Genomic DNA, 15,334 nt, shown 5'->3' on the forward strand with positions numbered 1-15,334 from the left:
GGTTCAACGATAGTCGACCCACACGCTGCCCGCGTCGGCGGAGCGCACGCAGTTCTCGACCCAGCGCACGCCTTCCACGCCTGCATGGACATCCGGAAAGCGGATGTTCTTCAACGCTGCGGCGTCGCCGCGATCGGCCGCATCCATCGCGAGCGCGAAGCGCGCATAGAGATTCGACCAGGCCTCGAACAGCCCCTCCGGATGCCCGGCGCCGATGCGATCTTCGCGCAATGCGTGCGGATGCAGATAACCCATCCCGCGATCGAGCACCTGTGCGGGCTGCCCCTGCACTTCGTAGCGCAACTGGTTCGGATGCTCGTCCCACCATTCGACACTGGCCTTCGAGCCGATCACCCTCACCTTCTGGCTGTGCATCGAGCCCGCGTTCACCGCGCTCGACCACACGTAGCCGACCGCACCCGTGTCGTATTCCATGATCGTGAACGCGTTGTCCTCGAGCGGCGCGCGGCTCTTCACGAAGCTCTGCCGCGAACACATCAGCCGCCGGATCTTCAGCTCGGGCGCCATCATCTCCGAGATGTACAGCGGATGCGTGCCGATATCGCCGAGCACGTAGCTCGGGCCCGCGAACTTCGGGTCGACGCGCCAGCGCGCGGCCGCGCTCGCGGCCTCGACGCCCTCGCTGTGGAACCCGTGCGCGAACTGCATCTGCACGATGCGGATCTCGCCGAGATCGCCGCGCGCGATCATCTCGCGCGCCTGTTCGATCATCTGGTGTCCGGAATAGCCATACGCGACGCCGACGATCCGGTTCTTCTCGACCGACAGGCGCTGCAGCGTCTCGGCCTCCTCGGTCGTGAAGCACAGCGGCTTCTCGCAGACCACGTGCAGCCCCGCGTTCAGTGCCGCGCGGCAGATCTCGAAGTGCGTGTTGTTCGGCGTCGCGATCGACACCGCGCGAATGCCGTCCGGGCGGCGTGCCTCGGCGTCGAACATCGTCGCGTAGTCGGGATAGCAGCGGTCCGCCGCGACGCCGAGCTTCACGCCGAACTGGCGGCCGCGTTCGGGATCGATGTCGAACGCGCCGGCGACCAGCTGGAAGCTGCCGTCGCGCAGCGCGGCCGACCGGTGGCTGTAGCCGATCTGGCTGCCGAGCCCGCCGCCGACCATGCCCCAGCGAATCGAATGTCCAAGCAGAATCTGTCCGTCAATCATGATGGTGGTGTTCCTGGTGCGGGTTCAGGGGGTCATGCAAAGCCGGCCGAAGCTAGAAACGCGCGGCTCGCGGCGACGTCGCGCAGGCTCGTGCCGGCATTGCGCGGGTCGCGCTCCTGTTCGATCGTGATGTACCCGGCGTAGCCGATGTCGTCGAGCGCGCGGCGGATCGACCGGTAATCGAGCACGCCGGTGCCGATCGGGCACATCACGCCGCGCGCGCACGCGGCGAAGAACGCGATGTGTTCGCCCATCACCGCGTCGTACACGGCCGCGTCGATGTCCTTGAAATGCACGTAGTCAAGGCGCGCCGCGTGGCGGCGCAGCCAGGTTTCCGGGTCCATGCCCGAGTAATGCAGGTGGCCGGTATCGAGACAAAGGCCGGCCGTGTCGGCCGGAATGTCGGCGACGATCCGGTCGATCTCGTCCGCGAACTCGATGTAGCCGCCCGCATGCGGATGGATCACCGTGCGCACGCCGAATTCGTCGCGCGCGATCGTCGCGATCTGCCGGATGTGCTCGACCATGCCGGCCCAGCGTTCGCCGGACAGCCGCGGTGCGCGATCGGCGTGGCCGGCCGCGTAATCGCGTTCTTCATGCCCCCAGTCCATCACGACCAGGTACGGCGCCGCGTAGCGCTGGCCGTCCTGCGTCGGCAGTTTCGGCAGCCGCGTGATCAGCGCGCAGATCTCGCGCGTCTGGCGCAGCAGGTTCGGCAGGTTCTCCGGCGCCACGAGATCGTCGAAGATCGTGCCGGCCGTGATGCTCAGGCGCTGCCGCTCGAGCTCGGCGCTCACCACGTCGAGTTCGAGCGGGATGTAGCCGTACGGCCCCAGCTCGATGCCCGAGTAGCCGGCCTGCGCGGCCTCGGCGAGCACCTGCCGCCACGGCGGCAGGTGCGGGTTCTTCACGTCGTCGACACCCCAGCAGCACGGTGCGCAACCCATCTTCATCGTCATATCGGTCAGTCCGGCAAGCGGCGCGTGGCCATGGTTCAGCCGCGATAGAACGCGGGACGGTCGGCCATCGCGATCGGTTCGACCGCGCCGCTCTTCTGCGCCCTCACGCAGGCGTCGGCCGCGACCGCCGCCGCGTAGCCGTCCCACGCCGACGGCCCGGTGAGCGCGTGCGCGCGCACGCCGTCGATGAACGCCTGCAGCTCGACGTCGTACGACGCGATGAAGCGTTCCTTCCAGTCGGTCATGATCTCGACCGACTGACGTGCCGCATGCTTGAGCCCCACGGCCGGCGGATCGGGCAGCCTCGCGATGCCCTGCTCGCCCACCACCTCGCACTGGATGTCGTAGCCGTACTGGCAGTTCACGAAGATCTCGACGTCGATGCGCACGCCGCTCGCGGTTTCCAGCAGCACGATCTGCGGATCGGCGAGATGCGAGGACGCGTGACGCGTCTTCTTCGGATAGACGACCTGCGTGCTCACGTAGTCCTCGCCGAGCAGCCAGCGCAGCACGTCGAGCTCGTGGATCAGCGTGTCGGTGATCGCCATGTCGGTCGTGTAGCGCTCGCCGACCGACTGGTTGCGGTGCGCGCAATGCAGCATCAGGGGCGCGCCGATCTCGCCGCTGTCGATCACGCGCTTCAGCGCGCGATAACCTTCGTCGTACGGACGCATGAAACCGACCTGCACGAGCCGCTTGCCGTGCGCGACTTCCGCTTCGACGATCCGCATGCAGCCTTCCGCCGTGACGGCGAGCGGCTTCTCGCAGAATACCGGCTTGCCGTGCGCGATCGCGTCGAGCACGAACGCTTCGTGCGTCGGCCCCCACGACGTGACGAGCACGGCCTGCACGTCGGCGGCCGCGACCACCTCGTGGCCGTCGCCGTAGATCTCGGCATCGAGCCCGTACTTCGTCACCGCGTCGCGCGCCTGCTGCGGGTCGATGTCGTTGACGGCCACGACACGCGCGCCGGATAGCGTGCGGGTCAGTCTGCGGATGTGGTCCTGGCCGATCGCGCCGCAGCCGATCACGCCGATTTGCAAGGTCATCTAACAGTCTCCAGTCGTTCATTTACGGCGCGGCATTCACCGCACCGGTCAGCAATAAGTCAGCGCGCCGTGCGATCGAAATGACGATCGACGTAGCGCTGGATCGCGTCGCGCATGTAGCGCGACGACGCTTCCGCGCGGTCCTCCCACGCGAACACGCACGACGACATCACGCCGTCGAAGCCTGCCACGCCGAGCGCACGAAAGAACACGTCCCAGTCGATCTCGCCCTGCCCGATGTCGAGATGCTGGTGCACGCGAATCTGGTTCGAGCCGGGCGGGTTCACGATGTAGCGCAACTGGCTGCTCTTTCGGTGGTCGAAGGTGTCGGCCACGCGCACGTGCGCGAGGATCGGCGCGGCCTGCGCGATCATCGCAGCCATGTCGTCGCCGTAGTAGAACGTGTGCGGCGCGATGTACGACAGCTTCAGCGATGGCGAGCCCAGGTTCGTGACGATGTCGATCGCCGGCTGCAGCTGCTCGATCCAGTCCTCCGGATGCGGCTCGACCGACAGCACGATGCGTTCGCGCTCGAGGATCGGCAGCAGCTCGTCCATCGAACGGAACCACGCGGCTTCGCACAGCTCCCTCGGGTTTGCCCCCGGGCGTTCGCCGACCGAGCGCTCGGGCGACGCGCCGCGCCCGAACTCCGATACCATCAGCGCACACTCCATCTCGAGCGCGACCTCGATCGCCTTCTTCCAGCAACGCACGGCCCATAACCGCTCGTCCTCGAACGGGCTCGCCCAGCGGTACATCGGCTGCAGCGACGCGAGGCCGACGCCGCTCGCGCGCATGGCCTGCCGGAAAGCGGCCATTCGCTCGCGCGTCGCGCGCGGCATCACCCACCAGTCGAGAAAGTCGTTGCGCGGCGACAGCTCGATCTGGTCGTAGCCGAGCTCGGCCACCGCGTGCGGCAGGCGGTCGAGCGGCAGGTGGCGAATCATGTAGGGGTCCAGCGCGATCTTCATCGAAGGTCCTCGGCGGTGGCGGGTTCGGGACGAAGGCGGCGGCACGTGCCGCCCTCGCCCGGCGATGCATGGCAAGTCAGCGGCGCTTCTTCTTGTTGCGGTACTGGTCGGCGATCACAGCCGCGACGATGATCGCGCCCTTGACCATCTCCTGGTAATACGCGTCGATGCGGATGAACGTGAAGCCCGACGTCATCACACCGAGGATCAGCACGCCGATCACGGTGCCCGTCACGCGGCCGAGACCGCCCGACAGCGACGTGCCGCCGATCACGACGGCCGCGATCGCATCGAGCTCGTACATCACGCCCATGCCCGACTGGCCGGAGATCGCACGCGCGGCGGTCACGGTGCCGGCGATCCCGCTCAGCAGGCCCGCGATCGCATAGACGAAGATCAGGTGGCGCGTGACGTTGATGCCCGACACGACGGCCGCGTGACGGTTCGCGCCGATGGCATACGTGTACTTGCCGAAGCGTGTGTAGCGCAGCACGACGTGGAAGATCGCGGCGATCACGAGGAAGATGATCACCGGGTTGGCGCCTGAGCCGATGGCCGCGAACTGATCGGTCAGCATCGACACCGGCATCCCGTTGGTGAACCACTTCGCGAAGCCACGCGCGGCGACCATCGTGCCGAGCGTCGCGATGAACGGCGGGATGCCCGTCATCGCGATCAGCGAGCCGTTCAGCAGGCCGACCAGCAGCCCGACGCACACGCCGGCCAGCACGGGCCAGATGATCGGCAGGTCGGTCAGGTGCGGGAATACCGCGCGCGGGAAGTCCGACACCTGCGCCAGACTCGCCGATACGACGGCCGCGGCCGCGACGACCGACCCCGACGACAGGTCGATCCCGCTGGTGATGATCACGAGGTTCACGCCGACCGCGATGATGCCGATCACGGCCATCTGCAGCACGATGATCTCGAGCCGCTCGGCGTTGAACAGGAAGCTCTGGCCGACGACGATCCAGCCGACGATCTCGAAGAACAGGCTGATGCCGACGAGCACGAGGAAGATGCTCAGTTCGGGCGGCCACTTCGTGTGCCGCGCCTTGATCGTCATGGTCTGCGCATCCGCAGCCGGATTCAGGTTGCCCATTTCATTTGTCTCCAATCTTGTTTCGGCTCAGCGCGACGCGAGATCCATGATGCGGACCTGGTCGGCGTCCTTGCGATCGACGATGCCGGTCATGCGCCCTTCGTGCATCACCATCACGCGATCGCTCATTCCCAGCACTTCCGGCATCTCCGACGAGATCATCAGCACCGCGACGCCCTTGCCGGCGAGCGCGCCGACGAGCCGGTGGATCTCGGCCTTCGCGCCGACGTCGATGCCGCGCGTCGGTTCGTCGAGGATCAGGATGCGCGGCTGCGTGAGGAGCCAGCGGCCGATCAACACCTTCTGCTGGTTGCCGCCCGACAGGTTCTGGATCTCCTCGTGCAGCCCGGGCGATTTCACGCGCAGCATCCGGCTCATTTCCTCGCAGTCGCGCTTCAACTGCGCCTGCCGCACGAAATTGAACTTCACGTAGCGGTTGCTGAGCACCGCCGCTTCCATGTTCGCGAGCAGGTCGAGATTCAGGAAGCAGCCGGTGTCCTTGCGATCCTCGGTGAGGAAGGCCATCCCGTGCTTCATCGCCTGCGCGGGCGTCGTGATGCGCACCGGCTTGCCGTCGATGCGGATCTCGCCCGACGTGGCCGGCACGACGCCGAACAGCGCCTCCGCGACGTTCGAGCGCCCCGAGCCGACCAGGCCGGCCACGCCGAGGATCTCGCCCGCGCGCAGCTCGAAGCTCACGTCGCGGAACACGCCTTCGACACCGAGGTTCTTCACCGACAGCACGACGTCGCCGATCGGCACCTCCTCCTTCGGGAACATCTGCGTGATCTCGCGCCCGACCATCATGCGGATGATGTCGTCGCGCGTGACGTCGCTCGATGCATGCGTGCCGATGTACTTGCCGTCGCGGAACACCGAGAACTCGTCGGCGATCTCGAACAGCTCGTTCATCTTGTGCGTGATGTAGACGATGCCCTTGCCCTGCTCGCGCAGCTGGCGAATGATCCGGAACAGGTGCGTGACTTCCTTGTCGGTCAGCGCGGAGGTCGGCTCGTCCATGATCAGCACGTCGGAGTCGAACGACACGGCCTTCGCGATCTCGACCATCTGGCGGCTCGCGACCGTCAGCGTGCGCACGTCGGTTTCCGGATCGATGTCGATCGACAGCCGCTCGAACAGCTCGGCCGTCTGGCGGCGCAGCGCGGCGTGATCGATCAGGCCGAAGCGGTTCTTCGGTTCGCGGCGGATCCAGATGTTCTCCGCGACCGTCATGTACGGCATCAGGTTGAGTTCCTGGTGGATCATCGCGATGCCGCGGTCGAGCGCATCGAGCGGACCGTTCAGCACGACCGGCTCGCCGTTGATCAGGATCTCGCCCTGGTCGGGCGTGTAGACGCCCGCGATGATCTTCATCAGCGTCGACTTGCCCGCGCCGTTCTCGCCCATCAGCGCATGGACGGTGCCGCGACGCACGCGGAACTGCACGCCGTCAAGCGCGACGACACCGGGAAAGGACTTGCCGACACCGCGCACCTCGAGCACGCAGTCGGCCGCGGAAGAAGCCGGCGGGGCCGACGAGCCGGCCGCGCCGGACGAAGCGGCAGGCGCATCGCCGCCGGCCATCGGGCGCGCGACTCTGGCTGTAAACATGGACGTTCCTCGACAAGTCGCGCGCGAACCCGGCCATGCCGGGCCCGCGCAGTTCAACGGATCACCGGTCAGTGCTTCGCGTACTGGTTCATGTTCTCGGGCGTCACGAGCTCGAACGGCACGTTCACGTAGCGGTCGACGGGCTGTTTCTTCGCGAGCTTGAGCGCGGCCGCGACGGCCTGCTGCCCCTGCCCGGCCGCGTTCTGGTACACCGACACCTTCAGCTCGCCGCTCTTCATCGATGCGAGCCCGTCCGGCGTCGCGTCGATGCCCGCGACGACGGTTTTCGGCGTCAACTTGCGCGCGGCCTTCAACGCGTTGATCGCGCCGATCGCCATTTCGTCGTTGTTGGAGATGATCGCGTCGAACTTCGTGCCGGAGCTCAGCCAGTTCATCGTGATGTCCTGGCCCTGCGTGCGGCTCCACTTGCCTTCGCGCTTGTCGACGATCTTCATCCCCGAGCAATCCTTTGTCGCGATCACGTCCTCGATGTCCTTGGTGCGGGCGCGCGCCGATTCGTTGGACAGCTCGCCCATCAGCACGAGGAGGTCACCCTTGCCGCCGAGCAGCTTGCACACCTGGCGCGCCTGCAGCGTGCCCGACTGCTTTTCGTCGGACGCGACGACCGCGACGCCTGCCGGCAGCTTGTCGAAATCGACCGGCTTGCGGTTCACGTAGACGAGCGGAATCTTCGCGGCCGTCACCATCTTGGTGATCTTCGGCGTCGCGTCGGTATCGACCGCGTTCACGATGATCGCGTCGACCTTCTGCGCGATCATGTTCTGGACCTGGCTCAACTGCTTGCCGACGTCGTTGCCGCCGTCCTCGATCTGCACCGTCGCGCCGTCCTTCTTCGCTGCGTCGGTGATGCCGTTGCGCAGGATGGTCAGGAACGTGTCGTCGAACGACGCCATCGTCACGCCGATCTTCTCGGCATGCGCGAGCGGCGCAGCCAGGATCGCGGCGGCCGCGACGGCCATCAGCTTGGTCTTCATGATCAATCTGTCTCCTCATCTCCGGGGGGCGGAAGACGGCGCGTTGCGCGCCGCCGGGCCGAGTCCGATCGAATCCGATACGGACTGAAGCATCCGGATGAAACTGTAGATCAGTTCCTCTACGATTTGGAAATTTATTTCTACGTGATTTCACCTAGGGAACTGGATTTCCAAAAAGCCTAGACTGCGTCCGTAGCCCGATTCCTTGCGGCAGGCAGTCCCGCGTCGTGCAAGACACGTTGCGGACGGTCGCGAGCAGATCGGTCCCCTAATCCGCCGGCATCGCCGAACGCCGGCCGCGAGCGTGACACGTGATATGAGCCTGCTGAACTTTCCGAGTGACCGCCCCATCGATCTCGCCTGCCTCGGCCGCGTGGCCGTGGATCTCTATGCGCAGCAGTACGGCAGCCGCCTGGAAGACGCGCGCAGCTTCCAGATGTATCTCGGCGGCTCGTCCGGCAACGTCGCGTTCGGCGTGGCGCGGCTCGGGCTGAAGACCGCGATGATCTCGCGCGTCGGCGACGAGCAGATGGGCCGCTTCCTGCGCGAGACACTCGAGCGCGAAGGCTGCGACACGAGCCAGCTGCAGACCGACCGCGAGCGCCTCACCGCGCTGGTGCTGCTCGGGCTGAAGGATCGCGACACGTTCCCGCTGCTGTTCGTGCGCGAGAACTGTGCGGACATGGCCGTGCGCGCCGACGAGATCAGCGAGGACTTCATCGCCGGCTGCCGGGCGCTCGCGATCACCGGCACACACCTGTCGACGCCGGGCACGCGCGAGGCATCGCTGACCGCGCTCGGTTATGCGCGCCGCCATGGCGTCGTGCGGATTCTCGACATCGACTACCGGCCCGTGCTGTGGGGGTTGACCGCGCGTGGCGCGGGCGAGAACCGCTACGTGCCGGACGCGCAGGTGACGCGTCAGTTGCAGCAGGTGCTCGGCGAATTCGACCTGCTGGTCGGCACGGAGGAGGAATTCCTGATCGCGGGCGGCGTGCCGCACGACGTGATCGGGTCGTTGCAGGCGGTGCGCGCCATCACGAACGCGACGCTGGTCGTCAAGCGCGGCGCGCTGGGCTGCTGCGTGATCGAGGGCGACATTCCCGCCCGCATCGACGATGCGCCGACCTTCCTCGGCGAACGCGTCGAGGTGCTCAACGTGCTCGGCGCGGGCGACGCGTTCCTGTCGGGCCTGCTGTCGGGGCTGCTGCGCGGGAGCGACTGGGCCGAGTCGACGCGCATCGCGAACGCGTGCGGCGCGATCGTCGTATCGCGCCACGCGTGCTCCGCTGCGATGCCGACGCCGGCCGAGCTCGCACACTGGTTCGACGGCAGCCGCAATCCGGTGGTCGATGCCGATCACACGCTCGCGCACCTGCACCGCGTGACGGTGCCGCGGCGCGAATGGGACGACCTGTGCGTGATGGCGTTCGACCATCGCAGCCAGTTCTACGAACTCGCGATGCAGGCCGGTGCGGACGAAGCGCGCATCAGGACGCTGAAGCGCCTGCTCGTGCGCGCGGTCGAGCAGGTCGAACGCGATCGTCATATCGAAGGCCATGTCGGCGTGCTGATCGACGGCGGCGGCTACGGCAGCGATGCGCTGGCGTCGGCCACCGGACGCGGCTGGTGGGTCGGCCGCCCGGTCGAGCTGCCGGGCTCGCGGCCGCTGCGTTTCGACGAAACGCGCTCGGTCGGCTCGTCGCTCACGCACTGGCCGACCGAACAGGTCGTGAAGTGCCTCGTTCACTATCACCCCGACGATCAGGTCGACCTGCGCGTCGAACAGGAGCAGCGCGTGCTGGAACTGTGGGAAGCCACGCGGGCCAGCGGCAACGAACTGCTGCTGGAAATGATTCCACCGCGCGCGGTCACGCCGGCCGGCACCGAGGACGACGCGGTGCTGCGCACGATCGCGCGCTTCTACAACCTCGGCGTGATGCCCGAATGGTGGAAGCTCACGCCGCTGAGCGCCGACGGCTGGGCGCGGCTCGCCGCGCTGATCGCCGAGCGCGACCCGCACTGCCGTGGCGCGGTGATCCTCGGGCTGAACCAGCCGCTGCAATACCTCGTCGACAGCTTCCGCTCGGCGACCAACCCGATCGTCAAGGGCTTCATGGTCGGGCGCACGCTGTGGGCCGATGCCTCGCTGAACTGGTTCGCCGGCTGGATCGACGACCAGGCGCTGATCGACGAAGTCGCCGGCAACTTCGCGCAGCTCGTGGATGCGTGGCTCGGCCGCCGTGCGGCCGCGGCCCGCGCCGCCGCGGCGTGACGCGACGCGACGATCCACCCGAATCTTCTTCACCGACCGACATGACCTCTACCGTAAGACTGACCGTCAGCCAGGCGCTCGTGCGCTACCTGGCCGCCCTGCGTGCCGAAGTCGTCCAGCCCGACGGCCGCATCGAGATCCTGCCCTACTGCGGCGGCGTGTTCGCGATCTTCGGCCACGGCAACGTGGCCGGGCTCGGCGAGGCGCTGCACGCTGAAAAAGACCGGCTGCCGACGTTCCGCGCGCACAACGAGCAAGGGATGGCGAATGCGGCCGTCGCGTTCGCGAAAGCGAATTTCCGTCAGCGGATGATGGCCGCGACGTCGAGCATCGGCCCCGGCGCGACCAACATGCTGACCTCCGCCGCGCTGGCGCACGTCGGCCGGCTGCCGCTGCTGCTGCTGCCCGGCGACGTGTTCGTGTCGCGGCTGCCCGACCCCGTGCTGCAGCAGGTCGAGGATTTCGAACAGGGCGACGTCAGCGCGAACGACTGCTTCCGGCCGGTGACCCGCTACTTCGACCGGATCACGTCGCCCGAGCAGCTGCTCGTCGCGCTGCCGCGTGCGATCCAGGTGATGACCGACCCCGCGCAGTGCGGCCCCGTATGTCTCGCGCTGCCGCAGGACGTGCAGACCTTCGCGTACGACTGGCCCGAGGATTTCTTCGCGCCGCCGGTGATCCGGATGCGCCGGCCGCCGGCCGATGCGCTCGAGCTCGCCGATGCGCTCGACGTGCTGAAGGCCGCGAAGAAGCCGCTGATCGTCGCGGGCGGTGGCGTGTTGTACAGCCAGGCGTGGGACGCGCTGCGCGCGTTTGCCGATACGCACGGCGTGCCGGTCGCGGAATCGCAGGCCGGCAAGGGCAGCCTCGCGTGGGACCACCCGCTGAACCTCGGGTCGATCGGCGTGACGGGCTCGCCTGCCGCGAACCGCGCGGCCGCGCAGGCCGACGTGGTGTTCGCGGTCGGCACGCGGCTGCAGGATTTCACGACCGGCTCGCATGCGCTCTACGGCAACGCGACGCTGCTGAGCCTGAACGTGCAGCCGTTCGACGCGGGCAAGAAGCGCGGCCGGCAACTCGTGGCCGACGCGCGCACGGGCCTCGGCCAGCTGTCGGCCGCACTGGCCGGATGGCACGCGGATACGGCATGGACGGCAAGCAACCGCGACCAGGCCGCCGCATGGAACGCGCGCGTGACCGAACTCACGACGCACGTGCCGAACGACACGCTGCCGTACGACGCGGAAGTGATCGGCGCGGTGCGCGACTCCGCGGCCGACGCGGGCCGCGACAGCGCGCGCGACGATCTCGTCGTGTGCGCGGCCGGCACGCTGCCGGCCGAGTTGCACAAGCTGTGGCGCAGCGGCGTGCCGGGCAACTACCACATGGACTATGCGTACTCGTGCATGGGCTACGAGGTCGCGGGCGGCCTCGGCGCGAAGCTCGCGCGGCCCGGGCGCGAAGTGATCGTGATCGTCGGCGACGGTTCGTACATGATGCTCAACGCGGAGCTCGCGACGTCCGTGATGCTCGGCCGCAAGATCATCGTCGTGATCCTCGACAACCGCGGCTACGGCTGCATCGAGCGGCTGCAACTGAACTGCGGCGGTGCAAGCTTCAACAACATGCTCGACGACTGCGTGCCGGAAGGCGGCGCGCGCTCGACGATCGACTTCGCGATGCATGCACGCGCAATGGGCGCCGACGCCGTGCACGTGCGCGACGTCGGCGAACTGCGCCGCGAAATGACGCGCGCCCGCGCGGCGAAGACGAGCCAGGTACTCGTGATCGACACCACGCACAAGCGCACGACCGACGACGGCGGCGCATGGTGGGAAGTCGCCGTGCCGCAAGTGTCCGAGCGCGCGGGCGTCGAAGGCGCGCACCGCGCGTATCTCGACGCGAAGCTGCGGCAGCGGCGCTGATGGCGCGCGCTGCCCACGAACCCTCCCCGCGAAAAACACATTCGAACCAAGGAAGCCCGTCATGAGCTGGAACGTCCGCATCGGTATCAATCCCCTGTCGTGGATGAACGACGACCTGCCGTCGCTCGGCGGCGAAACGCCGCTCGAAACGGCGCTGAAGGAAGGCGCCGAAATCGGCTACGCGGGCTTCGAGCTCGGCAACAAGTTTCCGAAGACAGGCCCCGAGCTGAAGGCGAAGCTCGCCGAGTTCGGGCTCGTGTGCGTGTCGGGCTGGTATTCGGGCTTCCTCGCGGAAGTCGCGCCGGGCATGAGCGACGCCGATGCGGTCGCAGCCGAGATCGAGCGCTGCCGCGCACACATGACGAAGCTGCAGTACAACGACGTGAACGTGGTCGTGTACGGCGAATGCGCGGGCACGATCCAGGGCAACATCGACACGCCGGTCGCGAAGCGGCCGCGCTTCGTCGACGACGCCGCATGGCGGCGCTACGCGGCACGCCTCGACGCATTCGGCGCGCACCTGCTCGGCACGTACGGCATCAAGCTCGCCTACCATCACCACATGGGCGCGTACGTCGAGTCGCCCGACGACGTCGACCGGCTGATGGCGCTGACCGATCCGGCGAAGGTGTTCCTGCTGTTCGATACCGGCCACGCGTATTTCGGCGGCGCGGCCGATCCGGTGACGCTGCTGAAGAAGCATGTCTCGCGCGTGGTCCACGTGCATTGCAAGGACGTGCGGCCGCAGGTCGTCACGCACGCGCGCAACGACGGCTGGAGCTTCCTGAACGGCGTGATCAACGGCACCTTCACGGTGCCCGGCGACGGTGCACTCGATTACGACGCGACGCTGCGCACGCTGAAGGACGCCGGGTACGAAGGCTGGCTCGTCGTCGAGGCCGAGCAGGATCCCGCCGTCGCGCCGAGCTATGCGTATGCGAAGAAGGGCTACGAATCGCTGCGCGCGATCGTCGACCGGTTGAGCGCGTGAGCACGCAAGTGCTCGGATGCTTGAGCCCTACTCTATTGCGGAGCCCCACCCCATGACGATTTCTCCCCTGCTGGTCAAGGCATCCGCCGACCGCGAAATCTGCAACGTCACGCCCGAGTCGGCCGGCTGGAAGCATGTCGGTTTTCGCGCGCTGCGCCTGAAGGCCGGCGACACCGAAACGCTCGACACCGGCACCCGCGAGCTGTGCGTCGTCGTGCTCACGGGCACGGTGCGCGCGGACATCGACGGTACAACCTACAATGCGCTCGGCACGCGCGACAGCGTATTCGAGGATGTCTCGCCGGACGCGCTGTACGTGCCGGGCGGCAAGACGCTCACGCTGATCGCGACGCGCGATGCGGAAATCGCGCTGTGCACCGCGCCGTACGCGAGCGGCGACAAGCCCGTGCAACGCCTCGACGGCGAACGGATGCGCCGCTCGGTACGCGGGCAAGGCACCAACACGCGCTACGTGTGCGACATCCTGATGGGCGACAACCCGGCGGCCGACCGCCTCCTCGTGGTCGAGGTCGTCACGCCGGCCAGCCATTCGAGCAGCTATCCGCCGCACAAGCACGACCGCGACGCGGCGCCCGACGAAACCTCGCTCGAGGAAACCTATTACCACCGGATCGATCCGCCGCAAGGTTTCGCGTTCCAGCGCGTGTACACGGACGACCGCAGCCTCGACGAGGCGTGCGCGGTCGAGAACCATGACGTCGTGATGGTGCCGCGCGGCTACCACCCGGTGGTCGCGCCGCACGGCTACAACCTGTACTACCTGAACGTGATGGCCGGGCCGAGCCGCGCGTGGGCGTTCAAGAACGATCCCGCGCACGAATGGATGCTCGAAGCGGCGCCGAAGCGCTGAACGGAAGACGGGCCCGCGCGCGGCCCGTGACGATGCGACGCCCGGCACGCGCACCCAGAGCCGGGAACGCCACGGAGCCGCCATGGTGACGACCCTCTTTCGCCTCGATCCCCATCCCTTCGACGACGACGCGTCGAACCCGGCGCTGCCGCGCTTCGATGCGGCGCTCGCGCGCCGGATGGGTGAGATCGCGGTCAACCTCGCGTCGCGCCGCGGGCTGCCGATCGCGGTAAGCATCGTCGGCGAACAGGCGCCGCTGTTCTACTGCGCGCTCGACGGCAGCCACGCCAACGACAGCGACGCGATCCGCCGGCGACAGAACACGGTGTTGCGCTTCGGCCTCAGTTCGCTCGCGGTCGGCAAACGCTTTCGTCGCGCCGGCTGGTCGCTGCAGTCGCAGGGGCTGTCGGATGACGACTATGCGCTCGACGGCGGCGGCGTACCGTTGCGAATCGCCGGGGCCGGCATCGTCGGCGCGATGACGATCGCGGGGCTCGACTCCGAACACAATCACGCGCTCGTGGTCGAGAGCCTGCAGTGGCACGTCGGCCGTTACGCGCTCGCGATGCACGCGTAACGGCACGGGCGGCGCGAACGCGCCGGCGCACCGCCCCGCACGATCACTTCAACCCGCCGCTCACGACGAGATGCTCGCCGGTGATCCAGCGTGCGTCGTCCGACGCGAGGAACACGGCAACCGACGCGATGTCGTCCGGCTCGCCGAGGCGGCCGAGCGGCGTCTCGCTACGCATCTGCTTGTCGATATCCGAACCGATGATGCCCGCGCTGTGCGTGCCCTCGGTCACGATCATCCCCGGGTTGATCGCGTTCACGCGAATCTTGCGCGGGCCGAGTTCGAGCGCGAGCACACCGGTGATCGCGTCGACCGCGCCCTTGGTGCCGCTGTAGACGGCGCTGGCCGGCGGCGTGATGCTGGTCACCACCGAGCTGATGTTGACGATGCTTGCGCCTTCGCCGAGATGCTTGACGGCTGCCTGCGTCATCAGCAGCACGCCGAACACGTTCGTGTCGAAGTGCCGGCGGTAGTGCTCCTCGGTGATTGCCTCGATCGCCCCGAATTCGTACACGCCGGAATTGTTGACGAGCACGTCGAGACGGCCGTACGTGTCGATCGCCGTATCGACGATGCGCTGCGCGTCGGCTGCCTTCGACACATCGCCGCCGACCGCGACCGCGCGGCCGCCGGCTTCGACGATCGCGCCGACGACTACATCGGCACCCGCCTTGCTGCTCGCGTAATTGACGACGACCGACGCACCTTCCGCGGCCAGTGCCTTCGCGATCGCCGCGCCGATGCCCTTCGATCCGCCCGTGACGATCGCGACCTTGCCTGCCAGCTTGCTCATGATTTCATTCCTCAGTCAGAAGACTCTCGATGGATGGCGCCG

Annotated in this window: 13 protein-coding genes; 5 read left to right on the forward strand and 8 right to left on the reverse strand. The window is 67.6% G+C overall.

All coding sequences use genetic code 11. From position 1 onward, the window contains the following. Positions 1-3 precede the first annotated feature (3 nt). From HAV18_RS28625 to HAV18_RS28655, 7 genes are all read right to left on the reverse strand, one after another. Complete coding sequence (locus tag HAV18_RS28625) at positions 4-1,176, reverse strand: Gfo/Idh/MocA family protein (protein ID WP_166962866.1); 1,173 nt, start codon at positions 1,174-1,176, stop codon at positions 4-6. Positions 1,177-1,208: 32 nt separating this feature from the next. Then, a complete protein-coding gene (locus HAV18_RS28630) occupies positions 1,209-2,135 on the reverse strand; it encodes a TIM barrel protein (RefSeq protein WP_166962868.1) in 927 nt (308 codons plus the stop codon). A gap of 35 nt (positions 2,136-2,170) precedes the next feature. After that, a complete protein-coding gene (locus HAV18_RS28635) occupies positions 2,171-3,184 on the reverse strand; it encodes a Gfo/Idh/MocA family protein (protein ID WP_166962870.1) in 1,014 nt (337 codons plus the stop codon). Positions 3,185-3,243: 59 nt separating this feature from the next. Then, positions 3,244-4,155: a sugar phosphate isomerase/epimerase family protein gene (locus HAV18_RS28640; protein ID WP_166962872.1), complete on the reverse strand. Its 912-nt coding sequence runs from the start codon at positions 4,153-4,155 to the stop codon at positions 3,244-3,246. A 76-nt stretch (positions 4,156-4,231) separates the two neighbouring features. Further along, complete coding sequence (locus tag HAV18_RS28645; protein WP_166962874.1) at positions 4,232-5,257, reverse strand: ABC transporter permease; 1,026 nt, start codon at positions 5,255-5,257, stop codon at positions 4,232-4,234. A 27-nt stretch (positions 5,258-5,284) separates the two neighbouring features. Beyond that, positions 5,285-6,868 (reverse strand): sugar ABC transporter ATP-binding protein, encoded by a 1,584-nt coding sequence (locus tag HAV18_RS28650; protein WP_166962876.1) that lies wholly within the window; start codon positions 6,866-6,868, stop codon positions 5,285-5,287. Between the two features lie 68 nt (positions 6,869-6,936). Beyond that, positions 6,937-7,863 carry a sugar ABC transporter substrate-binding protein gene (locus tag HAV18_RS28655; protein WP_166962878.1) on the reverse strand — a complete coding sequence of 309 codons (927 nt, stop codon included), beginning with the start codon at positions 7,861-7,863 and terminating at the stop codon, positions 6,937-6,939. Between the two features lie 316 nt (positions 7,864-8,179). Here HAV18_RS28655 and iolC point away from each other — a divergent pair, with 316 nt between their 5' ends. From iolC to HAV18_RS28680, 5 genes are all read left to right on the forward strand, one after another. Then, on the forward strand, positions 8,180-10,138 hold the full coding sequence (gene iolC / locus HAV18_RS28660) for a 5-dehydro-2-deoxygluconokinase (protein WP_166962880.1): 1,959 nt from the start codon (positions 8,180-8,182) through the stop codon (positions 10,136-10,138). A 41-nt stretch (positions 10,139-10,179) separates the two neighbouring features. Next, complete coding sequence (gene iolD, locus HAV18_RS28665) at positions 10,180-12,063, forward strand: 3D-(3,5/4)-trihydroxycyclohexane-1,2-dione acylhydrolase (decyclizing) (RefSeq protein ID WP_166962882.1); 1,884 nt, start codon at positions 10,180-10,182, stop codon at positions 12,061-12,063. A 61-nt stretch (positions 12,064-12,124) separates the two neighbouring features. After that, a complete protein-coding gene (gene iolE / locus HAV18_RS28670; protein WP_166962884.1) occupies positions 12,125-13,054 on the forward strand; it encodes a myo-inosose-2 dehydratase in 930 nt (309 codons plus the stop codon). Positions 13,055-13,106: 52 nt separating this feature from the next. Further along, complete coding sequence (gene iolB, locus HAV18_RS28675) at positions 13,107-13,925, forward strand: 5-deoxy-glucuronate isomerase (protein WP_166962886.1); 819 nt, start codon at positions 13,107-13,109, stop codon at positions 13,923-13,925. Positions 13,926-14,007: 82 nt separating this feature from the next. Beyond that, a complete protein-coding gene (locus tag HAV18_RS28680) occupies positions 14,008-14,502 on the forward strand; it encodes a heme-degrading domain-containing protein (RefSeq protein ID WP_166962888.1) in 495 nt (164 codons plus the stop codon). 43 nt (positions 14,503-14,545) lie between these two features. On the opposite strand, the gene HAV18_RS28685 is transcribed toward HAV18_RS28680, so the two are convergent. Then, complete coding sequence (locus HAV18_RS28685; protein ID WP_166962890.1) at positions 14,546-15,292, reverse strand: SDR family NAD(P)-dependent oxidoreductase; 747 nt, start codon at positions 15,290-15,292, stop codon at positions 14,546-14,548. Positions 15,293-15,334: the final 42 nt, after the last annotated feature.

Source organism: Burkholderia sp. D-99 (assembly GCF_011605345.1).
GTDB lineage: Bacteria > Pseudomonadota > Gammaproteobacteria > Burkholderiales > Burkholderiaceae > Burkholderia.